The organism is uncultured Arthrobacter sp. (genome assembly GCF_947493765.1).
In the GTDB taxonomy this organism is placed as follows: Bacteria; Actinomycetota; Actinomycetes; order Actinomycetales; family Micrococcaceae; genus Arthrobacter_D.
In genome coordinates this window covers 102801-129012 of the sequence record NZ_CANLSZ010000003.1, presented here as the reverse complement: position 1 = coordinate 129012, position 26212 = coordinate 102801, and the positions used below count along the sequence as shown (strand labels likewise).

Here is a 26212-nt window from a genome sequence, read left to right as displayed (position 1 = left end):
CTGCCGGTACCTGCCCGGGCTAGGAGACCTGCAGGCCTCCGTTGATGTCGTAGGTGGCGGCGGTGATGTACCCGGCGTCGGGACCCACCAGGAAGCAGATCAGGGCAGCGATGTCGTCGACGGTGCCGACCCGGCCCATCAGGATGTCCCTGGACATGTCCTGCTTGCGCTCCTCGGTCAGGGTGCCGCCCATGATGTCGGTGTCCACCGGGCCGGGAGCGACGGCGTTGACCGTGATGCCGTGCTCGCCCATTTCGCGGGCCAGAGCACGGGTGAAACCGATGATGCCGGCCTTCGACGCGCTGTAGGCGACTTTCGAGTACGTGCCACCACCGCGTTGGGCCGAGATGGACGAGATACTGACCACGCGGCCGAGCTTGCGTTCGATCATGCCGTGCAGGGCGCGCTGCGTGACCAGGAACGTACCGGTCATGTTGACCGCGAACACCCGGTCCCACGCTTCCTTGGTCTCCTGCATGAACGCGGTGGGAGAGCTGATCCCGGCGAGGTTCACCAGCGCGACGATCGGCGGCACCGACGCCTCGACCTTGGTGATGGCTGCGTCCACCGACGCCTCGTCGGAGACATCGACTGCCTCGCCGACCGCCCGGACGCCGTGGCGTTGCGCGATGTCCGCTGCCGCCTCCTCGGCCGCGGCGCCGTCGATGTCCAGTATCGCGATGGACCAGCCGTCGCGTGCCAGCCGGTCGGCCGTCGTGCGACCGATGCCACGGGCGGAGGCTGCTCCGGTGAGGACAGCTGTGCGTTCAATCGGGAAGGTCACGTGATCTCCTGGTGGTGTTCTTGTGGTGGATGAAATGTTCGTAGTCGTCGTAGGTCTGGTTGATGTGGGCCTGCATCGCTTTCCGCGCCGCCTCCGGGCTCCGCGTACGGATCGCCTCCAGCACCAGGGTGTGATGGTCGATGGCGTGCTGCTGCACCTCGTGGAACGACGACGTCTCCCGCCGCATCGTGTACAGCAGCTGACTCAACGGCCCGAGGATCACCGGCAGGAACGGATTGGCCGAAGCCCTGAGGATCGCGTCGTGGAAAGCGAGATCCGATGCGGTGACGGCGTCGAGGTCCCTCGCCTCGTGGGCCGCCTGCAGCGCGGTGTTGGCTTCCTCCATCCGGGCGATGTCGACATCGTTGGCGTGCAGGGCTGCCAGCTCGGCAGCACCGGTTTCCACCATCCGCCGGATCTCCAGCAGGCGAAGTGAGATATCGGGCGAGTCCGCGGCGGTGGAGGCATACCGCAGGACGGCCTGCAGGTCGGTCCACTGCGTAGCATGATTGACGTAGGTGCCTAGGCCGCGTTTCACCTGGACGATGTTCTGCGCCTGCAGTTGCTTCAGCGCCTCCCGCACCGTCAGCCGGCTCACGTCGGACGACATCGCCAGATCGTTCTCCGGCGGGAGCGCCGCGCCGGGCGGATAGGTGCCGTCGATGATCCGTTCGAGCAGGTCGTCGAACACCGACTCAGCGAGCGGTTTCCGCATCACCGCAGGTCCCTTCGGCAGCCGGTACGCGCCGCTGGGGTGCGACGACCTTGATCACTGCCGAATCGTCGGCGGTCCCCATGCCCTGGGTCTGCCCGAGCAGGAACAGCTGCTCGGCCGCCGCGGCGACGGGCGCGGCCAGTCCGGCGGTCCTGGCGGCCTTGCCCACGATGCCCAGGTCCTTCACGAAGATGTCCAGTCGGCTGAGCACCTCGGCGTCGCCGTCGTACCCCTGCACCATGCGTGGCCCGCGGTTGGAAAGCATGAACGACGACGCCGCCCCGGTCTCCAGCGCGGCCAACGCCAGCTGCTGGTCCAGCCCCAACGCGTCCGCGAGCGCCAGCGCTTCAGCGGCTGCGGCGATGTGCACACCGCACAACAGCTGATTGACCGTCTTCATCGCCTGGCCATCACCGGCCTTGTCCCCGATCACGGTCAACGTCGACGCAAGCCGCTCCAGTACGGGACGTGCGGTCTCCAGTGCGTCCGGGTGGGCGCCCACAACGATCAGCAGGTCGCCTCCGCCGGCGCGCACGGGCCCGCCCGAGAGCGGCGCGTCGACCAGTGCGATATCGAGGTCACAGAGCCGCTCGGTCCAGGATGCGACGGCGTCGACCCCTACGGTGCTGGTCATCACGACGACGGCACCCGGCGCGAGGACAGGAGCGATCCCGTCGTCCCCGAAGAGAACCTCCTCCACCTGGGCTGCGTCTCGGACCGCGAGCACCACGATGCCTGCCCTGACGGCTGCCTCGGCGGCCGTCGCGGCGCACTCGAGTCCGGTCTCCTCGGCTCGCTTCCGTGAGGTCGGCACCGGGTCGTATCCGATGACGGGGAAGGCGGCGGCCAATCGGCCGGCCATGGGCAGGCCCATGGCGCCGAGACCGAGGACTGCCACCGTGTGCGGAGTCCGGTCAGTAAAAGGAGTCATCAGGGGGTCCCGTCGTAGGAGAAGCAGCAGCGGGGGAGCGGAGGATGTCCACCACGTCGGCGAGGGAGGCGTCGGTGCCGACGTTGCCGGCGAACACCACGAACGGAATGGAGCGCGCGGGTCCGTCGGACGGCTGCCAGAGGGAGACTATGCCGGGCAGCATCGGTCCACGTACCAGTGCGTGACGGATGGACAGCCCGTGCGCGGCGACGTCGGAGGATGTGATTCCCCCCTTGGCGATCACGAAGCGGACCGGCGTCGCGGCGATGGTCCGGCGCACGACGGCGACCACTGCCTCCGAGATGGTCCGGGCGATCTCGAGGCTCTGCCCCGGGTCGTCGGAGCGGATCAGGCGGCGGCTGGTGTGGAGGACGACCTCGCCGTGGGGAAGGCCGTCGACGACGGCACGCACCGCATCGGCGACGCCCGCGTCCTGCCGGATCGGATCGAGGACGGCCTCGACGTCAAGTTCCACGAGCCGGGCATCGGGCCGCCGTAGCACCAGGGCGTCGAGCTGCCGGGTCGTCAGGCCCACATGGGATCCCACCACGATCAGTCCACCGGAGTCGGGGGCGTCGAGGTCGGCGAAGACTTCTCCCGCAGTCAGCGGAGGACGCTCACTCTGCCCGATCCGGGCGCGGACGAACGGTGGTCCCACACGGTAGAGCAGCTTCTTACCGCGGCGTTCGGCTTCCTCGAGGCCCAGCGAGAGAGCGCGGAGGTCGTCCTCGGTGACGGCGTCGACGACGATGGGCACGGCGTCGACGGCGGTGTCCAGGACATCGGCGATGCCCTGCTTGCCGCTGCGCACGATCGACAGGTCCAGCCGGATGACCGCGTCAGCCGACCGGCCGGTCTTCTCCGCCACGTAGTCCCCCAGGTCCGATGACGTGAAGCCGAAGGTGGCATCCCGGGCGAACTCGGTCGCAGCGACCGGGGTGAGGACGCCGGCGCCGCCACGAAGGTAGTGGACACCACCGATGGTGATGCGTCCGGCATCGGGAAAGGCCGGAACCATGACGACGCCGTCGGTCGCGACAGCCGTCTCGGACTGGAGGGCGGACGCGATGACATCGGTCTCGAGCGGGAAGTGACCGCGGAGGGTCGAGTCGCTTCGGCTGACGAACCCGAGAGCGACTCCCACCGATCGGGCAGCATCGAGGGCATTGGTGACGACGTCGCGGTTGCGGGACGCGGTGGTGCCGGGGTCGAGGCTACGGGTATTGGTGAGGACGTAGACCGCCGGTGCCGGAGCGCCGCCGATCCGCTGGGCGAAGGCCCATGCGAAGTCGCTCGGCTCCCAAGAGGTGAGGACGGGGAGGTCGGCGACGGACTGGGTGCCGGTCGGGTCATCGTCGAGAACGACTAGAATCCGCCCGGAGGCCCGAACCGCGTCGGCGATCACCTCAGGTCCGATGGCCCGGACGGGAGGGTAGCTGGCGAGCAACTCGTCTTCGAGTATCAATGGTCCGCTTCCTCTTCCGACGCCTTGGGGTACTTGTCAGATGTCATATGTCCAGTGCTAGTGTGACAGGCAGCACAGTGCCCGTCAACGCAGGATCCGGGCAGGTGTCACCACCTGAGAGGGCAACGAGGCCTGCTCAGCTGATCGAGGAGCACTCCGTGGACATACAACTTCTTCTGGCACTCGTGCTGGGTATCGCCACCATCATCATTCTGGTGCTGAAGACCCGGCTCGATGCGTTCGTCGCACTGTTGATCGCAGCGCTCGTAACGGGCCTCGTCGCCGGGCAGGCGCCATTGGACATCGTCTCGTCGATCACGACGGGGTTCGGGAACACCTTGGCGTCGATCGGCATCGTCATCGGCCTCGGCGTCGGGATCGGGAAGATTCTCGAGGTGTCCGGCGCCGCCAATTCCCTGGCGCTGGCCTTCCTCAAACTTTTCGGGAAGGGCCGTGAGCCCTGGGCCCTGGGTAGCGTGGGCGCCCTGGTGTCCATTCCGGTATTCTGCGACTCCGGCTACGTCATCCTGAACCCACTGGCCCGGTCCATCGCCAGGGTCAAGCGCGCCGGGTACATCACGCTTGCACTCGCCCTCGGGTGTGGAATGACCCTGACCCACCACCTCGTACCTCCGACGCCGGGTCCGCTCGCAGTCGCCGGTATCCTTGGGGCCGACTTGGGCGCGCTGATCCTCGCGGGTCTGGCGTTCACCGTCCTGCTGCTACCGGTCGTCGTCTTCTACGCACGGTGGATGGGCCCGAAGCTCGAGCCGTCCATGAACGAGACAGTGCGTGAAGCGGTCTACGGCGCGGCCCTCGCCACATCCGGTCGTCGGGGTGGCACTGCTGTTACCGATCAGGACAGCGACCACCACAGTGGCGCCGGCACCGCGGAGGAAGAGGCAGGTCCGTCGATGGAGGTCGACAACAACGCTCTCGGCACCCCTCCCGCGGGCGCAAGGCCGCACACGGTCGGTGCCTTCGTCGCCTCCCTGCCGCTGCTGGTGCCCCTGCTCCTCATCATCATGAACACCGTCAGTGGCGCGATCGACCAGAACAACCAGGGTGTGATCGGCGGCGAGTACACGCCGTCGTCGTGGGTGGTTCCCCTGGCGTTCATCGGCAATCCTGTCGTCGCACTCGTCATCGGGGTCATCCTCGCCGTCTACGTCCTGCTCCCGCGCTGGACCCCGCGCTCCAAGGTGCAGGCCTGGTTCGGTGAGGCTGCCGCGTCGGCCGGCCTGATTCTTCTCATCACCGGTGCCGGTGGCGCACTCGGTCAGGTACTACGGAGCTCAGGCGTGGGCGATGCCCTCGCCGAGGCGATTGCAGGTACTCCGTTGCCGGCCTTCCTGGTGCCGTTCCTCATCGCCACACTGGTACGTATCGCACAGGGTTCGGGCACTGTCGCGATGATCACCGCAGCCTCGGTGACGGCTCCACTCGTCGGGTCGCTCGGCATCGATCCCATCGTCGCGGCCCTGGCCTGCACGGCCGGCTCGATGGTGTTCAGCTATTTCAACGACTCCTACTTCTGGGTCGTCACTCGCTTTGCCGGTCTCGACGGGGTCGCAGCACTCAGGGGCTGGTCGGGCATCACGACAGCGGTCTGGGTGGGGTCGATCCCGCTGCTGTTCATCGCCAACGCAGTCCTCGGCTGATCTCGCGACGGTCGATCCCACTCCTGGAGGGCGAATGGTGGGATTCACGCGTGAGTACGGTCGAACGCTCCTCCGATCCCACTCTTCGGGGCTGAACAGTGGGATCGGGGGAGTCTCTTGGGCCGAATCCCACCGTCGATCCCACTGCTGAGACCTGACCGGTGGGAGCGACCGGTGGTTCCCACCGGCGGGCCCGGAAGGGTGGGATCGACGGCCCTCCTCGAACGCGAGAGCTCACCGCCGGTGGGACGCCGCAACCCGGTGGGACCGCCCACCGCCGGTGGGACGCCGCAACCCCGGTGGGGACGGCGCACCCCCGGTGGGACGCCGCAACCCCGGTGGGGACGGCGCACCCCCGACGGATCGAGGCGTCCGGGCCGGGCGCCCTAGTTCGCGGCAGCCGCAGCCCCGGTCTTCCTCGCCTTCCTGGCCTTCTTCTCCCGGGCCGCGCGAGCGAGGAGGGTCTTCTCGTCGATCGGCGCGTCTCCACTGGCGCGGCGGCGCCGGATGTAGGCGGCCGCCTCCTCCTGCCGTTCCCGTTCGGCCCCGCTGGCCACGGCCGAGCGCAGGTGCTCCTGTCCGTAGCCGAACGCCTCCACGAGATCGAGCGCGTGCGGCCGGATCTTCGTCAGCAGGCGGTTGATGTACCCGTCGAGGGTACGGGCCCGCTGGGAGGAGAGCCGGCCGTTCATGAGGAACCACGCCAGGTCCTTCTCGATCAGGCACAGCCCGAACAGATCGCGCAGTCGCGTCAGGACCTCCTTGGTCCCCGGGTCGTCGATCTTCTGCAGTCCCCGCGAGAACGCCTCCCACTGGAGCAGCTCGGCGTGCGCGTGGGCCACCTCGATCAGTTCGTTCTGGTGCTCGTTGAACAGGGCCGCGGACTTCTCCTGGGTCATGCCCTTCGCCCCGCGCAGGACGGCGGCGAGATCGGCGACGCGGGACTGCACGCGGTCCGAGAGGAGCTCACGCTGCGTGTCCTCGTCGCGCAGCGCGATCGCGGACTTCCTCTCGGAGCCCGAGTCCGCCACCGTCTGCGCCACGCGGCGCAGACCGGACCGGTGCAGGGTCTTCTCTGCGGCCTGGGACACCGCGTAGCGCGCCAGCACGCCGAAGTCCACGCCCTTGAACTCCTTGGCGTAGTCGGTCAGCAATCGCTTGGCCACGAGCTGGAGGAGGATCGTGTTGTCGCCCTCGAACGTCACGTACACGTCGAGGTCGGCGCGCAGCGACGCGAACCGGTTCTCGATCAGGAAGCCCTGGCCCCCGGTGGCCTCCCGGCACTCCTGCAGGGTGTCCAGAGCCAGCCAGGTGCTCAGGGGCTTCAGTGCCGCGGCGAGGGTCTCGAGGTCCTGGCGGTCCTCGTCGGTGTCGTGCCGTCCGGAGAAGACGTCGTCGAACTTCTCGAGCAGTTCCTCGTGGGCGAAGGACGCCGCATAGGTCGCTGCGAGCCGCGGCAGCAGGCGCCGCTGGTGACGCTGGTAGTCCATCAGGACCTCCTCCACGAGATCCGACGAACCGTTGAACTGCCGCCGCTGCGTCGAGTAGGTGATGGCGGCGGTCAGGGCCAGCTTGCTCGCCGCGACCGCCGCGCCGTCGAGGGACACGCGCCCCTGCACGAGGGTGCCGAGCATCGTGAAGAAACGCCGGCCCGGCGAGGCGATGGGCGAGCTGTAGCTGCCGTCCGGCGCGACGTCGCCGTAGCGGTTCAGCAGATTGGTCCGCGGCACCCGGACGCCGTCGAAGTGCAGGCGGCCGTTGTCGATACCGTTCAGACCGCCCTTGATGCCGTCGTCCTCCCCGCCGACGCCGGGCCTGAAGGACCCGTCCGCGTGACGGAGCTCCACGTAGAGACCGTGGACACCGTGGTTGACGCCGTTGGTGATGAGCTGGACGAACACGACGGCCGCCCGCCCGTCGATGGCCCCGTTGCCGATGTAGTCCTTCCACGCCGCGCGGAAGGGTGTGTCGATGACGAACTCGTCCGTCGCCGGATCGAAGGTGGCGGTAGTGGCGATGCTCGCCACGTCGCTGCCGTGGCCCGTCTCGGTCATGGCGAAGCAGCCGGGGATCTCCAGGGACATGATGCCCGGCAGCCAGGCCTCGTGGTGCTGCGCCGTGCCGAGGTGCAGCACGGCGGAGCCGAAGAGGCCCCACTGCACGCCGGCCTTGATCTGCAGCGAGGGATCCGCGATCACCAGTTCCTCGAAACCGGCCACATTGCCGCCGTGGTTGTCCTCCCCACCGAAGGCGGCCGGGAAAGCCCGGTGCACCGCCTGCTGCTCGACCAGGTAGTGCAGCTGATCGAAGCAGCGTGCGCGGTGGTCGTGGTGCGTGAGGCCTTCGATCTTGTGCACCTCGGGCCGACCGGCAAGCTCACGCGCGGTGCGGCGGACGTCGGCCCACCGTCCCAGGAGGAGCTCGCCGAGCGCGGCGGTGTCGACGGCGGCGTGGTCGTCGTCGGTGATCTCGGCGGTGGCAGGGATCTGCTGTGGAACGGAGAGGGTCTGTGTCATGGCGTGTCCTTCGCTTGGGGACGGCTGGGGGAGGAGAGGGGGTGCAGCAGGGTCCCGTCATGGCTGATGCCGTCGAAGAGCCAGCCCGTGATGTACCGGGCGAGCTGCTCCTCGGTGGGTCGGCGCGGCCCGGGTGGTGTGGAGAGCCACTGTTCGCCCACGGCCCGCACCATGCCGATCGCCGCCGTGGGCCAGTACTCGGGGGCAGCGTCCTCGGGGCCCGCGGAGCGTTCGGGAGCGAGGAGGTAGGCGCGCATGGGGCGCGAGATCATCGCGGTCACGGAGGCGAGGAAATGTGCGAGCGTGTCGTCGCCGTCCCCGCCCGCCGCGCTCGACTCGGCGATCCCCACACGCGTGACGAAGGCATAGACGTTCGGTGACGTCCTGGCCATCTGCAGGTAGGCCAGCACCATCGAGTGGAAGCCCTCCCGTGGACCGGTCGCGGCCTTCGCGGCGTCGAGCACCTTCTGCTGCATCTGGGCGATCACCACTTCCGCCACGGCCCGCTGCAGCCCGGTCTTGTCGCCGAAGTAGCGGTAGTACACCGACTTGGAGGTGTCGGCGGTGGCCGCGATGTCCTCCATGGACGCCCCCGGACCGAGGGCGTCGATGGCCCGCCGCGCAGTCTTGATGAGCTCCCTGCGACGTTCGGTGCGGTGCTCCGCCCAGCGGCTGGAGCGCCCGTCGGGGACGAGGTCGGAACGATCATCCGGCGCCGCGGATGCCTTCGAGGGGGCGGGGGCCAACTTCATGATACCAAGCGTATCAGCTACGATAGGTATCGATAATTCACCTCTCCCACCAGGAGTACTCCCATGGCAGATCAGGCCGAAGCCCAGACCACCGCCCGCTCACCCCGCACGGCCGTCGTCATCGGCGGCAACCGCATCCCGTTCGCCCGTTCCGGTGGGGCCTACGCGTACTCCTCCAACCAGGACATGCTCATCGCAGCGCTGGACGGGCTCGTGGCCCGTTTCGGACTGCAGGGCGAGCGCATCGGAGAAGTGGCAGCGGGTGCGGTCCTCAAGCACTCCCGCGACTTCAACCTGACGCGCGAGGCAGTCCTCGGCTCCGCGCTGTCCCCCGAGACGCCGGCCTACGATCTGCAGCAGGCCTGTGCCACCGGCTTGGAGACGGTCGTGGGACTCTCCAACAAGATCAAGCTCGGGCAGATCGACTCCGGTATCGCAGGAGGCGTCGACTCCGCGTCCGACGCCCCGATCGCCGTGAGCGAGGGCCTGCGCCGTGTGCTGCTGGACCTGTCCCGTGCGAAGACCACCCAGCAGAAGATCCGCATCCTGAGCACCCTCCGACCGAAGGACCTCTCACCGAACGCGCCGGGAACGGGAGAACCGCGGACCGGACTGTCCATGGGGGAGCACCAGGCCATCACGACGGCGGCCTGGCAGATCACGCGGGAGGCCCAAGACGAACTGGCCTACCGGAGCCATCACAATCTCGCCGCCGCCTACGAGCGCGGGTTCTTCACCGATCTGATGACCCCCTACCGGGGCCTCGTGAAGGACGCGAATCTCCGCCCCGACACCTCGGTGGAGAAGCTCGCGACCCTCAAGCCCGTGTTCGGCAAGGCGCTGGAGACCCCGGCCACCATGACGGCGGGCAACTCGACACCCCTGACCGACGGCGCCGCCGTCGTGCTGCTCGGCAGCGAGGAGTACGCCACCGCGCACAATCTGCCCATGCTCGCGAACATCGTGGACGCCGAGGCGGCTGCCGTGGACTTCGTCAACGGCGAGGAGGGCCTGCTCATGGCGCCGGTCCATGCGATGCCGCGCCTGCTCGCGCGCAACGGCCTCACCTTCGACGACTTCGACTTCTTCGAGATCCACGAGGCCTTCGCCGGGACGGTCCTGGGATCACTGGCAGCCTGGGAGGACGAGGACTACTGCAAGCGCGTCCTCGGCCTGGACGGCGCGCTCGGGAGCATCGACCGCTCGAAGCTCAATGTCAACGGCTCCTCCCTGGCCGTCGGCCATCCGTTCGCGGCAACCGGCGGGCGCATCGTCGCCTCGCTGGCCAAGACGCTGTCCGAGCAGGGCGGTCGCGGCCTGATCTCGGTCTGCGCGGCCGGCGGCCAGGGCGTCGTCGCGATCCTCGAGGCGAGGAACTGATGACCGACCGGTACGTGGAGCTCGTCAACACACCGCTCGCGGCAAGGCTCGCCAAGGCCCTCGGGCTGCCCCGGCCGTCCGTCCTGCGGCGCTACACCCCGGGCGAGGCTCTGGCCACGAGGCCGGTCCTGGTGGCCGGTTCCGGCGCCGGGGCGGATGCGCTCGCGGAGGTCATCCTGGGCTGGGACGTCGAGGTCCGGCGCCACGTGCTGCCCGGCGAGAAGCTCAGCGCCGCCGTCGTGGTGCTCGACGCCGCGGACTCACCCGCCGATCTCTCCGCGCCGCTGCTGGAACTGGGTCAGGCCGTGAAGCTGCTCGTCCCGGGAGGGCGCGTGGTGGGGATCTCCCGGGCGGCTGAGGACACGACCGATCCGGCACGGGCCGCCGCACGGCAGGGCATCGACGGCGCGTTGCGGTCGGTGGCGCACGAGCTGCGGGGAGGTGCCACGGCCAACGGCATCGTCCTGCGGGGAGAGACGACGACGACGGACCCCTCCACGATCGGCGCACTGCGCTTCCTCCTCTCGGGCAAGAGTGCCTATGTGGACGGGCAGTTCATCGAGGTGCGGGCGGTACCCGAGGACAGCGTGTCCGACGTCGCGGCGGCCACCGCCGCCGAGGGCATCCCCGACCGGCCCCTCGCCGGCAGGACGGCCGTGGTCACGGGAGCGGCCCGCGGCATCGGTGCGAAGATCGCGGAGATCCTCGCCCGCGACGGAGCCCACGTGATCGCCGTCGACGTCCCGGCGGCCGGCGAACAGCTGGCGCAGGTGGCCAATCGGGTAGCAGGCACGGCGCTGCAGCTGGACATCACCGACCCCGATGCCGGGACGCGGATCCTCGAGCACGTGGGGCAGCGCTACGGCACGCTGGATATCGTGGTGCACAACGCCGGTATCACGCGTGACAAGCTGCTGGCCAACATGGACGCCGCCCGCTGGGACTCTGTGATCGCGGTGAACATCTCGTCGCAGCTGCTCATGAACGAGCAGTTCCTCGCCTCCCCGGTGTTCTCGCCGACCGGGCGCATCATAGGCCTCGCCTCCACCAGCGGCATCGCGGGCAACCGCGGCCAGAGCAACTACGCTGCCTCCAAGGCCGGCGTCATGGGCATGGTCCGGGCGCAGGCAGCAGCGTTCGACGGCGGAGCCCGCACCATCAACGCCGTCGCCCCCGGCTTCATCGAGACGGACATGACGGCGAAGATCCCGCCTCTCACTCGGCAGGTGGCGCGGCGCCTGAGCAGTCTGCAGCAGGGCGGCCTGCCCGTGGACGTCGCCGAGACGATCGCCTTCCTGGCGTCCGACGCCGCGGCCGGCGTCAACGGTCAGGTGGTCCGCGTCTGCGGCCAGAATCTGGTCGGAGCGTGAGCGGGCCGATGGCAGGTGGAACCGCGTCGGATGGGACCGGGCCGGATGGGACAGGGTTTACTGGGACAGCGTCGGGTGACACGACGGAGCTGGACCAGGTGCCCGGTCTGCCCGGCCTCTACCGCCAGGCGCTCGCACTGGCGGCACGACGCCGGGTCGGCCGGGAGCACGCGCCGTCGCAGCTGCCCGACGCGCAGCACGCGGTCCGGGGCATCACGGCTGATCCCGCCGAACTGGCACGCTTCCAGCACCTGCTGCGCTCGACCATGCGGGACCAGCTGCCGACGGCCTATCTGCACACCCTCGCGTTCCCGGTCGCGATGAGCGTCCTGGCGCGGACCGACTTCCCGCTGCCACTGCTCGGCATGGTGCATCTGAGCAACGAGGTGCACCAGAGCCGCCAGGTCGGCGTCTCCGAGAAGCTCGACATCACGGCCCGGGCCGAGGACCTCCGCGCACACGCCGCCGGCACCCAGGTGGACCTGGTGACGGAGGTCAGCGTGGGCGGCGAGCGCGTGTGGACGGGCCGCTCGGTCTATCTGGCGCGCGGCGTGCGGATCGCCTCCGGTACCGGTACGCCGGACGCACCGGAGCGCCCGGCGTTCTCGCCGCCCGTGCCGACCGGCGTGTGGCGTCTGGACGCCGGGATCGGGCGCCGGTACGCAGCGGTGTCCGGGGACTGGAACCCCATCCACCTGAGCCGGCCGACGGCGAAGCTGCTCGGCATGAAGGGCGCCATCGCCCACGGCATGTATCTCGCCGCGCGGATGGTGGACCGGGCCGTCCCGGCGCCGTCGGGCGTCATCGACTGGCGCATCGACTTCCACACGCCGGTCCCGCTGCCCGGCTCCGTGACCACGTCCTTCCGCCGCTCGGACGAGGACGGCGGAAGGATCGACGTGGTCGGGTGGTCGACCGAGCTGCGGAGACCACACTTCACCGGGTGGGTGCACGCGGACCGCAACCTTCCCGGAGCACCGACGACTGGCTGAACAACGGACCACGCGGGCGTACCGAGACCTAGACTGGGCGCATGACCCGTACCGCTCTCTTCGATCGCGCCACCGCGCTCGACGCCGCCGATCCGCTGGCCGCCCAGCGCAAGCTCTTCCTCGATGCCCCCGACGACTCCGTCCGGGCGTATCTGGACGGGAACTCACTGGGACGGCCGCTCGCGGCGACCGTCGACACGCTCACCTCGTTCGTCCACGACCAGTGGGGAGGGCGCCTCATCCGCGGCTGGGACGAGGGCTGGCTGGCTCTGCCGCAGCGGATCGGCGACCAGCTCGGCCGGGTGGCGCTCGGCGCCGCGGAGGGCCAGTGCGTGGTGGCCGACTCCACCAGCGTGCTGCTGTACAAGCTAGCGCGGGCCGCCGTCGCCGCACGGCCGGAGCGCACCGAGATCGTGGTGGACCGGGACAACTTCCCGAGCGACAGGTTCATCGTCGAGGGGATCGCCCGCGAACGCGGTCTCACGGTGTGCTGGCTGGACGTGGACTACGACGGCGGCGCCACGCCCGACGACGTCACCGCCGTCGTCGGGGCGCAGACCGCCCTGGTGCTGCTGAGCCACGTGGCATACCGCTCCGGCTTCATCGCCGACGTCCCGGCCATCACCCGCATCGCCCACGACGCCGGCGCCCTCGTCCTGTGGGACCTGAGCCACTCCGTGGGCTCCGTCCCCGCGGAACTGGACGCCTGGGACGTCGACTTCGCCACGGGCTGCAGCTACAAGTACCTCAACGGCGGGCCGGGAGCCCCGGCCTGGGCCTACGTGGCCGAGCGGCACCTGCCGACCCTGGACCAGCCGATCCTGGGCTGGCTGGGCAGCGCCGATCCGTTCAGGATGGGCTCCGCCTACGAGCCGGCCGATGGCATCAGACGCCTGGTCTCCGGCACGCCGCCGATTATGGGCATGCTCCCCGTCCAGGACATGCTCTCCGTGATCGACGGCGTCGGCCTGGACGCCGTCCGCACGAAGTCCGAGGCGCTGACGGCGTTCGCCGTCGACGCCGTCGACACGCTCCTCGCGCCCCACGGCGTGGTCCTGGCGTCACCGCGCGACGCTGCCCGACGCGGTGGGCACATCACCATCGACCACCCCGCCTTCGCGGCCATGGTGCCCGAGCTGTGGAAGGAGGGCGTCATCCCCGACTACCGCAACCCCGACGGCATCAGGCTGGGACTCTCGCCCCTGTCGACGTCGTTCGAGGAGACCGCGCTGGCCATCGAGGCGATCGCGGCCCGGCTGGATGCCGCGGCATAGCGCGGCCGAGACGCGCCGATTCACCATCGCAGCCATTCTCGTGTAGAGTCCTTCTCGTTGCTTTCAGCGGTTCAGGCCGCGGAAAACCACCCGCGCGGGTGGCGGAATGGCAGACGCGCTAGCTTGAGGTGCTAGTCCTCTTATTGAGGGTGGGGGTTCAAGTCCCCCTCCGCGCACAGTGGAGCCCCTGGTCGGAGTCATCCGGCCGGGGGCTTTCTCGTCAGGCAGCATCGGACGACAAGAAGCCTACGGCCCAACGGCTGTCGATGGTTCACCGACCGCACGTATCGGACGCACGATAAGCCCGGCTCGGGCATAATCGTTGTCAGCGGTTCCGGATGCTGCCTCATGTCTTAGGGGAATTCTTCTTGCGCACTACTCAGCGGCGATCTTTCGGATTAGCTTCCGGGACCAACCCGAACGGCAAGCGGCTCGATATCCAAGGTCTGCGCGCTATCGCTGTTGGTGTCGTTCTCCTCTACCATGCCGGGGCCCCGTTCATGCCCGGCGGCTTCGTCGGCGTCGACATCTTCTTCGTCATCTCGGGCTTCCTCATCACGGGGATCCTGCTCAAGAAGGCGACCAGCGATGGTCGGATCGGTCTTGCCGCCTTCTACGCCAAGCGAGCAAAGCGTATTCTTCCGGCGGCCCTCCTCGTACTGGTCGTGTCGGGGGCCCTTACGCTGATCGTGCTCCCCAGAACTCGCTGGGACGACGTCGGTCTGCAGACGCTCGGCGCCGCGTTCAGTGTCGTGAACTGGATCTTCGCCGCAACCGCCACGGATTATCTTCGCAGCGACAGCGCGCCGAGCCCTCTCCAGCATTACTGGACGCTGTCGGTCGAGGAGCAGTTCTACCTTCTGTGGCCCCTACTGTTGGTTGGAGCTGTCATTTTGGCCAGGCGGGCCAAAGACGTCCACGCCACACGGATAAGCGAGTCCCGTTTCCGCAGGAAGGCGTTCGGCGCAGCGCTCCTCATTACTGTTCCTTCCCTCGGATACTCGATCTTCTACACCGTGCACAACCCGGACGCAGCGTATTTCGTCACCACCACTCGTATGTGGGAACTCGGCATCGGGTGCATCCTCGCAATCGTGCTGCCCTGGGTGCCCAAGCTCAGTCCGCGGGTAGCAGTGATCCTGGGAACTGCAGGGATCGGCGCAATGCTCGCTGCTGCCGCCTTCTATTCCGCGGATACTCGATTCCCGGGTAGTGCAGCTCTGCTTCCTACCCTCGGTGCAGCGGCGGTGATCCTGGCAGGTACGGATAAGCGGACGGTGGTGACAAGAGCCCTTTCCATTCGCCCGCTACAGTTCATCGGCGACATCTCCTATTCGTTGTACCTCTGGCACTGGCCGTTGATTGTTATTGGAACCTATCTGCTGGGGGGCCTCGAGTTCTACCAGGGCGTTCTGATCATCCTTCTCGCTATAGTGCCCGCCTTTCTCAGCTCCCACTATGTAGAACAACCGGTTCTTCGGTCGAGAGCTCTGACCGTAGATGTCCGAACCCTCGGACTGGGAATGCTCGGGATGGTCCTCACCGGGGTGCTCGCTGTAACTGTCCTTTCAGCCACGCCTGGTCCCCACGATCAGAGTGCTTCGGGAAGTACGTCCGGCGGGCCGGAGGATAGGAGGATCGGGGCCCAGATTCTCGCGGACGACCCGTCCGCCGGTGCCCCTGTTGAATCAGCTGCGCCGTTCACACCATCGGCAGTGGCAGCCCCGGACGACAATCCCGCTCCGTACGCGGATGGATGCCACCAGGACGCCGTCGAGGATTCCCCTGTGCCATGTACATACGGTGCGGAGGACTCATCATATGAGGTGGCGTTGGTCGGGGACTCACATGCAGCGCAGTGGGCTCCCGCTCTGGAGGAGCTCGCAACGAAGAACGACTGGAAACTAACGACGTACACGAAATCGTCATGTCCTCTAGTAGGCACCATGATCTTCCTCACCGGCAAGGACCAGTCCTACGAGTCTTGTGGCAGATGGAACGAGAAGGTTACGTCGCTTCTCCTGCGGGACCAACCCGACCTCGTCGTCCTCTCCTCGACCACGCATCGCGCCGTCAACGGTAAGCCGATGGGTGATGCTTTTGCCCGCGCGTGGCAACCACTCAGCAACGCCGGGCTCAACCTCGTGGTCATTGCAGATACGCCGCTGCCGAGTCAGGACATCCCGGAGTGTGTCTCAGCGAACGAGGAGGACCTGATTTCCTGTACCACGTCACAGAAGGATGCATTCGCCAATGCGTGGCCTGAGCAGCGAGCAGCACTCGACCAGGTGGAGGGAGTCGCCTCGGTCAATCTGAATGAGCTGATCTGCCCCGAGGATCGATGCGCGCCGGTGATCGGAAATGTTCTGGTCTATCGGGACTCGAGCCATCTCACCGCGACCTACTCCCGCAGTCTTGCTGGAGCGCTCGAGCAGGGACTCGAGCATCTGGGGGCTCCCGTGGCAGCGCCCTGATCACAGCAATCTGTGCGCCCCCGCAACTGGCGCGAGCTACTTCCAAGTTTTGCTTCACCAGGAACGGAATGGAGTGCGACAACCAGCACTCCACCCCAAACGGTACTGCCTGGAATCGCGTTTTGCAGGGATCGACTATGCACCGCGAAAAGGTCGAGCCGTACAAGGTCGTGCGTCCAGATTCTTGAGCCGGCCGGTCTATGTGCGAGCACGAGCGGCTGCCGCGTCGAGGTATCGGCGGCTCCGCGCCATGACCTTCTGGAATTCTCACGACGCCGCTACGAGTTCGACCGGTCAATCTGCGCGAGATGGCGGAGGTTCGGATGCAGTACCGGCAATATCCCTCTTCATTGCCCAGACACCGCCAAGAGGGCCAGGGTATTCGCTTCCCCTGACGGACGCCACACCGCCCAAGAGGGAGTAGCTCACGCCTGCGCTCCGTGAAGCCTCGGTAGGCTGGGTGGAAACCGCTACCCAGGAGGACCACGTGGGCATCACACCCGAAGACGAAGTCGTCAGGATCTGCCAGGAACTCATTCGCTTCGACACCTCCAACTTCGGCGGCAACGAGGGCCCGGGGGAGCGCCAGGCCGCCGAGTACACGGCGGGGCTCATCGAGGAGGTGGGCCTGTCCTCGGAGCTCTTCGAAGCGGCACCGGGACGCACCTCCGTCGTGGCCCGCATGGAGGGAACTGATTCCTCCCTGCCCGCCCTCGTGGTGCACGGTCATCTCGACGTCGTCCCCGCACAGAAGGAGGACTGGAGTGTGGACCCGTTCAGCGGCGAGGAGAAGGACGGCCTGATCTGGGGGCGCGGAGCCGTGGACATGAAGGACATGGACGCCATGATCCTGTCCGTCCTGCGCTCCATGCAGCGCGACGGCGTCAGGCCGCAACGCGATCTGATCTTCGGCTTCTTCGCCGACGAGGAGGCCGGCGGAGCCTACGGGGCGTCCTGGCTCGTGGACAACAAGCCCGAGGTCTTCGAGGGTGCAGCGGAGGCCATCTCGGAGGTCGGCGGCTTCTCCGCGACCATCGGCGGTCAGCGCACCTATCTGCTCCAGACGGCCGAGAAGGGCATCTCCTGGCTGCGGCTCGTGGCCCACGGCCGCGCCGGTCACGGCTCGCAGATCAACACCGACAACGCCGTCACGGCACTGGCCCGCGCCGTCACCCGCATCGGCGAGTACTTGTGGCCGATCGAACTCACCCCCACTACACGCCAGTTCCTGGACGGCGTCACGGAACTCACGGGTGTGGAGTTCGACGCCGACAATCCCGAGATCCTGCTGCGCGAGCTCGGCACGGTGGCGCGCTTCGTGGGTGCGACGTTGCAGAACACCGCGAACCCCACCGTCCTCAAGAGCGGGTACAAGCACAATGTCATCCCGGGCACCGCCGAGGCCCTGATCGACGTGCGTACCCTGCCGGGGCAGCAGGACCAGGTCCTCGAGATCATCCGGGGCCTCGCCGGCGAGGGTGTGGAGGTGAGCTACGAGCACAAGGACACCTCGCTCGAGGTGCCGTTCGCCGGCAATCTCGTCGACTCCATGATCGACGCCCTGCACGCCGAGGACCCCGGCGCCAGGGTGCTGCCGTACACGCTCTCGGGCGGGACCGACAACAAGTCGCTGAGTCGCCTCGGGATCACGGGCTACGGCTTCGCGCCCCTGCAGCTACCGGAGGAGCTCGACTTCACGGGCATGTTCCACGGGGTCGACGAGCGGGTCCCCACGGACTCCCTCCGATTCGGTGCGAAGGTGCTCGCCCGACTCCTGACCACCTACTGAGCCCCGCCCGCCGGGCTGAGTCCTCCCGGGCTGAGACTCGACCGGCAGGACTCAGCCCGGGAGGACTCAGCCCGGCAGGACATTATTCGACAGGACATCCATGACCGACACGAGGACTTCCCATCCGACCGCAGACGCTGCCGTCACGATCGAGCAGCTCCTGCCCGACGATCTGATCGAGCGCTTCAGGGGACGGGCCGCGGGCTACGACGCCGGTGACTCGTTCTTCACGGAGGACTTCGCAGAGCTGCAGGAGAACGGCTACCTGCAGCTGCTCGCGCACACCAGGCCCGGCGCTGCCGGCGGCATGCAGCAGGCCGCCCGCACCCAGCGCCGGTTGGCCGCGGCCGCTCCCGCCACCGCCCTCGGGGTCAACATGCACCTGATCTGGACGGCCGTCGCCGGGCTCCTCGCCGATCGCGGCGACGACTCGCTCCTGTTCGTCCTGGACGAGGTGCGGCGCGGCGAGATCTTCGCCTTCGGCGTGTCCGAACCCGGGAACGACGCCGTGCTCTTCGACTCGCTGACCCGCGTGGAACCGGTGGACGACGGCTACAGCTACACGGGCACCAAGGTCTTCACGAGTCTGTCGCCGGTCTGGACCCGGCTGGGTGTCTTCGGCAAGCTCGCGGGCTCGGAGGGCGACGGGGACTCCATCCTCCATGCCTTCGTGCCCCGGGGAGCGTCCGGCGTGGAGACCCTGGACGACTGGGATCCGCTCGGCATGAGGGCGACCCGGTCCAACACGACACGCCTCGCGGACGTCCGGGTACCTGCCGATGCGGTCTTCCGACGCACCCCGGTGGGACCGAACGCGGATCTGCTGGTCTTCGGGATCTTCGCTGCGTTCGAGACGCTGATCGCCTCGGTCTATCTCGGGATCGCCGATCGCGCCCTCGACCTCGCAGCCGACGCGCTCACGCGCCGTCGGAGCCATGTGGCGGGCCGGCCGTTGTCGGACGATCCGGTCCTGCGCCAGCTCCTGGCCGGAGCGGCCATGACCCGGACGGGGGCCGCCGCGGAGCTGCGCGACGTGACGGAGGATCTCGACGCAGGCGTGGACGACGGCCCCCGGTGGTTCGCACGGCTCGTGACGCTGAAGACGCATGCGGTGGATGCCGCCGTGGCGGCGACCGGTGTGGCGTTGCACGTGGGCGGGGGGTCCGGTTTCGCGGCGACGTCCGAGATCGTCCGCCTGCACCGTGACGCCCTCGCCGGACAGTTCCACCCCTCCACCGAGGAGTCGGCGCGCTCCACCGTCGCGACGGGTCTCCTCGGGCCGCCCTCGGAGTGATCGCCGGTCCCGGCGGGCTACGCCGTGCGCTCCACCCGGAGCACCTTGCGCCGCAGCCAGTACCGACGGGCACCACCGATGTAGATGCAGCTGCGCTCCAGTTCCCACTTGCCGTACTCCGCGTGCTCGGTGACCAGGCTCCGGGCTGCGGGCAGTGACTCGTTCGCCGACACCGTCAGGACCAGGTACTCGTACTGCTTGCCGTAGTCGCGCTTGCGGACGGTCGTCGCATTCTGGATTTGTTCTCGCATATGCCTCCAATTGTGCTCTCTTTACCGCTAACGTCTAGGCCATGAGCATAGATCCGCGTGTGGCGCTCGAGTCCCTGGTGTCGGCGCTCGAGGAGCATCTCGCGTCCTCGGCATCTCGACGACAGGAGGACGACCCTGCGGTGGATGCAGCGTATCGCAGCATCGCGGCTGCGTTCGAGGTGTACGAGGAAGCCCTGTACGACGCCTTCGGGGAGGTCACCCCGCTCGAGATCTACGAGGAGACGGACGACGACGGGGACGACGACCGCACACGCGACGACGAAGTTGATGACGACGACGACCGGGACGAGGACGGCGACGACCGGGAGGACGACGACGGGGACGATGAGGAGTCCGGCTACGTGGCCGAGCTGATCGACGCGGAGGTCGAGCCGGTCCGGGAGGCCTAGCACCGCCGCAGGTGGTTCTCAGTCGAGCAGCGCGGAGACTTCGTCCAGGACCTCCGCGATCGGTTCCGCCACCGGTCCGCCACCCGCGGCGAGGATCTCCTCGAGCTGCTGCGGGGTCCTGGCCCCGACGATCGCGGAGGCCACGCGTTCGCGGTGCAGCAGCCAGCGGAGGGCGAGCTCGTGCGGCCGCAGGTCGAGCCCCCGCGCGGCAGTGCACAGCGCCTCCGTGACCCGCTGGGGCTTGCCCGACAGATACGGCTCCACGTAGGGCGCCCACACATCGGACCCTCCCCGTGACTCGGCGGGAGTCCGCCCGCGGTACTTGCCCGTGAGGACGCCGCGCCCCAGCGGCGCCCACGCCAGGATGGCTGCCCCGAAGGCTTCCACCGAGGGCAGCACATCGCGTTCGGCGGTGCGGTTCACCAGGGAGTACTCGACGTCGTCCACCACGATGGGGAACGACGCCGTGGCGGCCGCCCGTGCGAACTCCCAGCCCGTGTAGTTGGACAGCCCGATGTAGCGGGCCCTGCCGCTGCTGTAGGCGGTCCCGAGGGCGCTGAGGGTCTCCTCCAGCGGGACGGCGGGATCGGGGGAGGGGGCGAGCCAGAGATCCACGTGGTCGGTGCCGAGCAGGGACAGCGAACTGTCCAGTGAGTCCAGCAGCCCCCGCCTCGAGCTGTCGAGGCGCCGACTGCCGGAACGGGTGGTCCCGCCCTGCACCGCGAGGACCACCTCGGAGCGGGCCACCGTGTCGCCGATGAAGCCACCGAGCATGGCCTCCGCCTGGCCCTCCCCGTAGCGGGCCGCTGTCTCCACGAGAGTGCCCCCGGCCTCGGTGAACAGGCGCAGCTGTTCGCGCGCCGCATCCTCCGCCACCTCGCTGCCCCAGGTCATGGTGCCCAGTCCCAGCGTCGACACGGACAGGCCGCTCGCTCCCACGTTTCGCCTCTGCATAGGCCCAGCCTAGAGGCTCCCGGGTCGCCGATGGCTTAGGGTCGGAAGCGTGAATTGGATAGAAGCGATCATCCTGGGGTTCGTCCAGGGCCTTACCGAATTCCTACCCATTTCATCGAGCGCCCACCTGCGCATCATCGGCGAACTGCTGCCCGGCGCACAGGATCCCGGGGCGGCGTTCACCGCCATCACGCAGCTGGGCACGGAGACGGCCGTCGTCGTCTTCTTCTGGCGCGACATCGTGCGGATCGTCAGGGCATGGTTCGGCGCGCTGAGGGGCACTGTGCCGCGTGACGATCCCGACGCCCGGATGGGCTGGCTCGTGATCATCGGCAGTCTTCCCATCGTGGTGCTCGGCCTCCTGTTCCAGGACCAGATCGAGAGCACGTTCCGCAGCATGTGGATCGTCGCCACGATGCTGATCGTCTTCGGCCTGATCCTCGCCGTCGCCGACCACGTGGGTCGCCAGACCCGCGAGCTCACGCAGCTCACCTACCGGCACGGCATCCTGTACGGCTTCGCACAGGCACTGGCCCTGATCCCCGGGGTCTCCCGTTCCGGCGGCACCATCACCGCAGGTCTGCTCATGGGCTACACCCGCGAGGCAGCCGCCCGCTACTCCTTCCTCCTGGCCATCCCCGCGGTGTTCGGCAGCGGGGTCTTCCAGCTCGTCAAGAGCTGGGACGAGCAGGGGCCGTACGCCCTGCCCGAGACGGCCCTGGCCACCCTGGTCGCCTTCGGGGTCGGCTTCGCGATCATCGGGTGGTTCCTGAAGTTCGTCAGTACGCGCGGTTACGGCCTCTTCGTCTGGTACCGCATCCTGCTCGGCGTGGCCCTCTACGCGCTCCTGGGTTCCGGGGTCATCACCGCCTGACACCGGGCCGTAAGCTGGAACGTGTGATTGCGTGGAACTCGACCCCTGTCCCCGACGTCGACGGTGCCCAGTCGGACGTCGACCTGTTCGACACGGCGCGCCAGGAGCTCGTCCCCCTGCCGGTGCGAGCCGAGCGCAGCCTCTACGTCTGCGGGATCACCCCCTACGACGCGACCCACCTGGGCCATGCGTCCACCTACGTCGCCTTCGACCTGCTCAACCGGACCTGGCGCGATGCCGGGTCGAGAGTTTCCTACGTGCAGAACGTGACCGACGTCGACGATCCGCTGCTTGCCCGTGCCACCGCGACGGGCGTCGCCTGGCAGGACCTCGCAGCGGAGCAGACCGAGCTGTTCCGGGAGGACATGGAAGCGCTCAACGTGCTGCCGCCGGACCACTACATCGGCGCGGTCGAGTCCATCGGGTGGATCGTCCCGGTGGTGGAGGAGCTGGTGGACCGCGGTCTCGCCTACGCCGTCCCGGGCGCAGGCGGTGAGTCCGACGGCGACATCTACTTCTCCCTCGATGCCGTCTCCTCGCTCGGGGAGGGCGACACGGCGCGCTGGTTCCTGGGCCAGGTCTCGCACCTCGACGCGGAGACGATGCTCGAGCTGTCCGCCGAACGCGGTGGGGACCCGGCACGGCCGCACAAGCGCAACGCGCTGGACCCACTGCTCTGGCGGGCCGCCCGCGCCGGTGAGCCCGCCTGGCCGGGTGGGTCCCTGGGCCAGGGGCGGCCGGGCTGGCACATCGAGTGCGCCGTGATCGCCCGACGCTTCCTGCCCGCACCGTTCACCGTGCAGGGCGGAGGCTCGGACCTGATCTTCCCGCACCACGAGATGAGCGCCTCCCACGCCTGGGCGGCCGGGGGCGAGCCCCTCGCCGAGCACTACGCGCACGCCGGCATGGTGGGCTACGACGGGCAGAAGATGAGCAAGTCCCTCGGCAACCTGGTCCTCGTGTCGCAGCTGCGCCGTTCGGGAACGGACCCGGCGGCGATCCGCCTCGCCATCCTCGCCCACCACTACCGGTCCGACTGGTCCTGGACCGGCTCCGTCCTGCCGACGGCCGAGGCACGCCTCGCCGCATGGCGGTCGGCCGCCGATCTGGCCACCGAGGACGACGTCGTGCTCGTCAGCGCCGGCGTGCGCGAACACCTCGCGAACGACCTCGACGCCCCCTCGGCCCTCGCGGCGATCGATGCGTGGGCCGACGCCACGACCCTGCGGGTGTCGTCGACGGACACGGGGACCGGCGAGCGCCCGGCATCGGCCCGCCGGCACCTCGTCGACGTGATCGACGCCCTGCTCGGCGTGCGCCTCGACCCCGCCTGAGCGGCACGCAGGCTCCGGCCGTCGCGCGAGCGGCGGATGTGGCGGACGCGTCGGGGGGGGGGGCTACTCGCCGCGGCGTTTCCTCAGGTACCGCTCGAACTCGCGTGCGATGGACTCGCCACTGGCCTCGGGCAGGTCCACCGTGTCCTTGGCCTCCTCGAGCTGGCGTACGTACGCGGCGACCTCGGGGTCCTCGACGGCGAGCTCGTCGACCCCGCGCTCCCAGGCCTCGGCCTCCTCGGTCAGGATGTGCGAGTCGACCGTGATCTGCAGCACCTCCTCCAGCTTGTTCAGCAGGGCGAGCTGGGCCTTGGGGGAGGGGGACTGCCCCACGTAGTGCGGGACGGCGGCCCAGAGCGACATGGTGGGGATGTCGGCGAGCAGGCCCATCTCCGCCAGCACCCCGACGATCCCGATCGGACCCTCGTAGGTGGACGGTTCCACGTCCAGGCTCTCGCGCACCATCGCGTCGTCGGAGGTGACGGTCACGGGGATGGGACGGGAGTGGGGCACGTCGGCGAGCAGTGCCCCGACCAGGACGATGCAGTCCACCTCGAGCTCCTTCGCGAGGGCCACGAGCTCGGCGGTGTACGCACGCCACTTGTAGGAGGGCTCCACACCGTTGACGAGGATGAGGTCCACGTTCGACTCCGGCACCTCGGTCTTGCTGATGCGCGTGGTGGGCCAGGTGATCCGGCGCTGGCCGGAGGAGTTCCGCGACACCATCGGCCGCGTGAACTGGAAGTCGTAGAACTCGTCGGCGTCGATCGTGGAGATCCGCTCGCTCCCGAAGAACCGGCCCAGGTACTTCAGTGCGTCGCTGGCCGCCTCGCCGGCGTCGTTCCACCCCTCGAACGCCGCGAGCATGATGGTGATGCGCCGCTCGGGTTCGTCGGCATCCTGGAAAAGACCCTGTACCCCGCCCTGCTGGTTCTCGTCGAAGCTGTCCACGCTTCTCACCCTAGCCCCGCCGCCCGGGCGTGTCAGGCGTGCCCGGGCGGCTTCGCGCACAGCATAGGCACCGGGGCCGGGAGGAGCCCGCCGTAGACTTGGGACCATGGCACCCTCCTCCACCGACAGCGTCCGGGCCCCGCTCCACCACGATCCACGCGACGAAGACTCCACCCGGTCGGAGGCCCAGGGGCTCCAGGCGGTGCTCTGGGACATGGACGGCACCATCGTCGACACCGAGCCCTTCTGGATCCGTGCCGAGAAGGAGCTGGTGGAGGCCCACGGGGGCACGTGGACGCCCGAGCAGGCCCTCGAACTCGTGGGGCAGGCACTCCAGTACTCCGCCGCGCAGCTCCAGCGTGCCGGAGTCCGGCTCGGGATCCGTGACATCATCGACCATCTCACCGAGCAGGTCGCGGCCCAGGTGCGGGCCGGAACACCCTGGCGGCCCGGAGCCCGGGAGCTGCTCGCGGCACTGCACGACGACGGGATCCCCTGTGCCCTGGTCACCATGTCGGAACCCCTCCTGGCCGGAGCCGTGGCCGATCAGCTCCCGGAAGGCACCTTCTCCCACCTCGTCACGGGTGACCGCGTGCGTCAGGGCAAGCCCGACCCGGAGGCCTACCAGCTGGGCTTCGACCTCCTGGCCGCGGATCATCCGGGGCTCGCCAAGCACCGCGTGGTCGCGATCGAGGATTCACTGCCCGGGGTCACCTCGGCGCTCGCCGCCGGCGTCGTGACCCTCGCCGTCCCCCACATCGGCACGCTCCCGCCGGATGCGCGCCGCTCGGACTGGGACACCCTGGCGGGCAGGACCCCCGCGGACCTCGCCGGCCTGCTCTCCGCGGGCGTGCACCCCGACGCCGTGGCACCGCACGCATGAGCACCACGCCGAAGCCGGCCCGGGCCCAGCCCGCACCGGGACTCTCCCTCGGGCGCATCCTGGGGATCCCCGTGGTGCTGGCCTGGTCGTGGTTCGTGATCACCGTGTTCATCGCACTGGTCTTCGGGCCGCGGGTCGCTGCGGCGTTCCCCGGCATCGGTGCCGGGTCGTACGTCGTCGCCCTGGGCTACGCCCTGCTGCTCGCCGTCTCCGTGCTCCTCCACGAACTGGCCCATGCCCTGACGGCACGGGCCTTCGGCTGGCCCACCACGCGCATCGTGCTGAACCTCTGGGGCGGCCACACCCAGTTCGCCACCTACAACGCCTCACCGGGACGGTCCCTCCTCGTAGCACTCGCAGGACCGGCCGCGAACTTCCTCCTCGCGGCGCTCGGCTGGGGTGTCCTGCAGCTCATGGAGTCGGGCTCCGTCGCCTATCTCCTGGCGACCATCCTCGTCTGGGCGAATCTGCTGCTCGCCGTGTTCAATGTGCTGCCCGGACTGCCCCTCGACGGCGGACGCCTGGTCGAGAGCGCGGTCTGGAAGGCGACCGGCAGCCAGGAGCGGGGGACGATCGCCGCCGGCTGGGCGGGCCGGGTGATCGTGGTCCTCCTGCTCCTGGCCGTGATCGGCCCGCCCCTGCTGCAGGGCCGGTCGCCCGATCTGACGATCATCGTCATCGCCGTCGTCATGGGTGCCTTCCTGTGGATGGGGGCCTCGGCCGTGATCGAGAACGCGCGCATGCGGCTGCGGCTCCCCGAGGTCAGCGCCGGACGCCTCCAGCGCCGGGCCGTCGGCCTTCCGGCGGCGACGAGTGTCCTCGCCGCACGCCGCCTCCTGCGCGAGAACCCGGGCACCGTCGTCGTCCTGACCGGGGCAGCGGGGATCCCGGAAGCGGTGGTCGACGAGACCGCGCTCCTGGCCGTACCGGACGACCTCGCCGACACGACCCCGGTGTCGTCCGCCGCGCGCCGCCTCGGCGCCGGCGCCTACGTCCCCGAGAACGCCGAGGGCCAGGAGCTCGTGCAGTTCCTGGCGCGGCTCGAGGGCAGTGAGTACGCCGTGATCGACCGCCGCGGTGCCGTCACCGGTGTCCTCCACCAGCGGACCGTGGTGCAGGCCATCACGGGCAGGAACGCCCCCGGCCCCTGAGCCGGAC

The 26212-nt window shown here is 68.8% G+C and carries 22 protein-coding genes and 1 tRNA gene; 14 read left to right on the top strand and 9 right to left on the bottom strand.

Going from position 1 to position 26212, the window contains the following annotated elements:
• Nucleotides 1-19 precede the first annotated feature (19 nt).
• The 4 genes from Q0747_RS05750 to Q0747_RS05735 are packed head-to-tail and all read right to left on the bottom strand — an operon-like array spanning nt 20 to nt 3895.
• Complete coding sequence (locus Q0747_RS05750; protein WP_298252500.1) at nt 20-784, bottom strand: SDR family NAD(P)-dependent oxidoreductase; 765 nt, start codon at nt 782-784, stop codon at nt 20-22.
• On the bottom strand, nt 768-1499 hold the full coding sequence (locus tag Q0747_RS05745) for a FadR/GntR family transcriptional regulator (RefSeq protein ID WP_298253047.1): 732 nt from the start codon (nt 1497-1499) through the stop codon (nt 768-770). The genes Q0747_RS05750 and Q0747_RS05745 overlap by 17 nt, the downstream gene beginning before the upstream one ends.
• Nucleotides 1480-2430 carry an NAD(P)-dependent oxidoreductase gene (locus Q0747_RS05740; protein ID WP_298252499.1) on the bottom strand — a complete coding sequence of 317 codons (951 nt, stop codon included), beginning with the start codon at nt 2428-2430 and terminating at the stop codon, nt 1480-1482. Before Q0747_RS05740 ends, Q0747_RS05745 begins: the two co-directional genes overlap by 20 nt.
• Nucleotides 2414-3895, bottom strand: coding sequence for a four-carbon acid sugar kinase family protein (locus Q0747_RS05735; RefSeq protein WP_298252497.1), 1482 nt, complete (start codon nt 3893-3895; stop codon nt 2414-2416). Before Q0747_RS05735 ends, Q0747_RS05740 begins: the two co-directional genes overlap by 17 nt.
• A 158-nt stretch (nt 3896-4053) precedes the next feature.
• Here Q0747_RS05735 and Q0747_RS05730 point away from each other — a divergent pair, with 158 nt between their 5' ends.
• On the top strand, nt 4054-5556 hold the full coding sequence (locus tag Q0747_RS05730) for a GntP family permease (RefSeq protein ID WP_298252495.1): 1503 nt from the start codon (nt 4054-4056) through the stop codon (nt 5554-5556).
• Nucleotides 5557-5942: 386 nt separating this feature from the next.
• Here Q0747_RS05730 and Q0747_RS05725 read toward each other — a convergent pair whose 3' ends face one another.
• On the bottom strand, nt 5943-8072 hold the full coding sequence (locus Q0747_RS05725; protein ID WP_298252493.1) for an acyl-CoA dehydrogenase: 2130 nt from the start codon (nt 8070-8072) through the stop codon (nt 5943-5945).
• Nucleotides 8069-8824, bottom strand: a complete 756-nt coding sequence (locus Q0747_RS05720) for a TetR/AcrR family transcriptional regulator (RefSeq protein ID WP_298252492.1) — start codon at nt 8822-8824, stop codon at nt 8069-8071. The genes Q0747_RS05725 and Q0747_RS05720 overlap by 4 nt, the downstream gene beginning before the upstream one ends.
• 63 nt (nt 8825-8887) lie before the next feature.
• Between Q0747_RS05720 and Q0747_RS05715 the strand changes: the two genes are divergently transcribed.
• From Q0747_RS05715 to Q0747_RS05680, 8 genes are all read left to right on the top strand, one after another.
• The gene (locus Q0747_RS05715) at nt 8888-10204 is read left to right on the top strand and encodes an acetyl-CoA C-acetyltransferase (protein ID WP_298252490.1); all 1317 of its coding nucleotides are present in this window, start codon (nt 8888-8890) and stop codon (nt 10202-10204) included.
• Nucleotides 10204-11574, top strand: a complete 1371-nt coding sequence (locus Q0747_RS05710; RefSeq protein ID WP_298252488.1) for a 3-oxoacyl-ACP reductase — start codon at nt 10204-10206, stop codon at nt 11572-11574. The genes Q0747_RS05715 and Q0747_RS05710 overlap by 1 nt, the downstream gene beginning before the upstream one ends.
• Before the next feature lie 98 nt (nt 11575-11672).
• On the top strand, nt 11673-12566 hold the full coding sequence (locus Q0747_RS05705) for a MaoC/PaaZ C-terminal domain-containing protein (protein ID WP_298252486.1): 894 nt from the start codon (nt 11673-11675) through the stop codon (nt 12564-12566).
• A 41-nt stretch (nt 12567-12607) separates the two neighbouring features.
• Nucleotides 12608-13840, top strand: coding sequence for a kynureninase (locus tag Q0747_RS05700; RefSeq protein ID WP_298252484.1), 1233 nt, complete (start codon nt 12608-12610; stop codon nt 13838-13840).
• A 92-nt stretch (nt 13841-13932) separates the two neighbouring features.
• Nucleotides 13933-14016: transfer RNA gene (locus Q0747_RS05695), tRNA-Leu, on the top strand.
• 192 nt (nt 14017-14208) lie between these two features.
• Nucleotides 14209-16314, top strand: coding sequence for an acyltransferase family protein (locus Q0747_RS05690; RefSeq protein WP_298252482.1), 2106 nt, complete (start codon nt 14209-14211; stop codon nt 16312-16314).
• A 460-nt stretch (nt 16315-16774) separates the two neighbouring features.
• Nucleotides 16775-18103, top strand: a complete 1329-nt coding sequence (locus Q0747_RS05685) for a M20/M25/M40 family metallo-hydrolase (RefSeq protein ID WP_298252480.1) — start codon at nt 16775-16777, stop codon at nt 18101-18103.
• Between the two features lie 100 nt (nt 18104-18203).
• On the top strand, nt 18204-19397 hold the full coding sequence (locus Q0747_RS05680; protein WP_298252478.1) for an acyl-CoA dehydrogenase family protein: 1194 nt from the start codon (nt 18204-18206) through the stop codon (nt 19395-19397).
• A gap of 17 nt (nt 19398-19414) precedes the next feature.
• Here the strand turns inward: Q0747_RS05680 and Q0747_RS05675 are convergent, their stop codons facing one another.
• Entirely contained in the window at nt 19415-19648 is a 234-nt protein-coding gene (locus Q0747_RS05675; protein WP_298252476.1) for a DUF5703 family protein, read from the bottom strand.
• Between the two features lie 41 nt (nt 19649-19689).
• Between Q0747_RS05675 and Q0747_RS05670 the strand changes: the two genes are divergently transcribed.
• Nucleotides 19690-20058: a primosomal protein gene (locus Q0747_RS05670; RefSeq protein WP_298252474.1), complete on the top strand. Its 369-nt coding sequence runs from the start codon at nt 19690-19692 to the stop codon at nt 20056-20058.
• A gap of 18 nt (nt 20059-20076) precedes the next feature.
• Here Q0747_RS05670 and Q0747_RS05665 read toward each other — a convergent pair whose 3' ends face one another.
• A complete protein-coding gene (locus tag Q0747_RS05665) occupies nt 20077-21012 on the bottom strand; it encodes an aldo/keto reductase (protein WP_298252472.1) in 936 nt (311 codons plus the stop codon).
• A gap of 49 nt (nt 21013-21061) precedes the next feature.
• Between Q0747_RS05665 and Q0747_RS05660 the strand changes: the two genes are divergently transcribed.
• Both Q0747_RS05660 and mshC read left to right on the top strand, forming a co-directional pair.
• Nucleotides 21062-21886, top strand: a complete 825-nt coding sequence (locus Q0747_RS05660; protein ID WP_298252471.1) for an undecaprenyl-diphosphate phosphatase — start codon at nt 21062-21064, stop codon at nt 21884-21886.
• 23 nt (nt 21887-21909) lie between these two features.
• Nucleotides 21910-23220, top strand: coding sequence for a cysteine--1-D-myo-inosityl 2-amino-2-deoxy-alpha-D-glucopyranoside ligase (mshC, locus tag Q0747_RS05655; protein ID WP_298252469.1), 1311 nt, complete (start codon nt 21910-21912; stop codon nt 23218-23220).
• 63 nt (nt 23221-23283) lie between these two features.
• Here mshC and Q0747_RS05650 read toward each other — a convergent pair whose 3' ends face one another.
• The gene (locus tag Q0747_RS05650) at nt 23284-24171 is read right to left on the bottom strand and encodes a PAC2 family protein (protein WP_298252467.1); all 888 of its coding nucleotides are present in this window, start codon (nt 24169-24171) and stop codon (nt 23284-23286) included.
• A gap of 106 nt (nt 24172-24277) precedes the next feature.
• Here Q0747_RS05650 and Q0747_RS05645 point away from each other — a divergent pair, with 106 nt between their 5' ends.
• Both Q0747_RS05645 and Q0747_RS05640 read left to right on the top strand, forming a co-directional pair.
• Entirely contained in the window at nt 24278-25054 is a 777-nt protein-coding gene (locus Q0747_RS05645) for an HAD family phosphatase (protein ID WP_298252465.1), read from the top strand.
• Nucleotides 25051-26205 (top strand): site-2 protease family protein, encoded by a 1155-nt coding sequence (locus Q0747_RS05640; RefSeq protein WP_298252463.1) that lies wholly within the window; start codon nt 25051-25053, stop codon nt 26203-26205. The genes Q0747_RS05645 and Q0747_RS05640 overlap by 4 nt, the downstream gene beginning before the upstream one ends.
• Nucleotides 26206-26212: the final 7 nt, after the last annotated feature.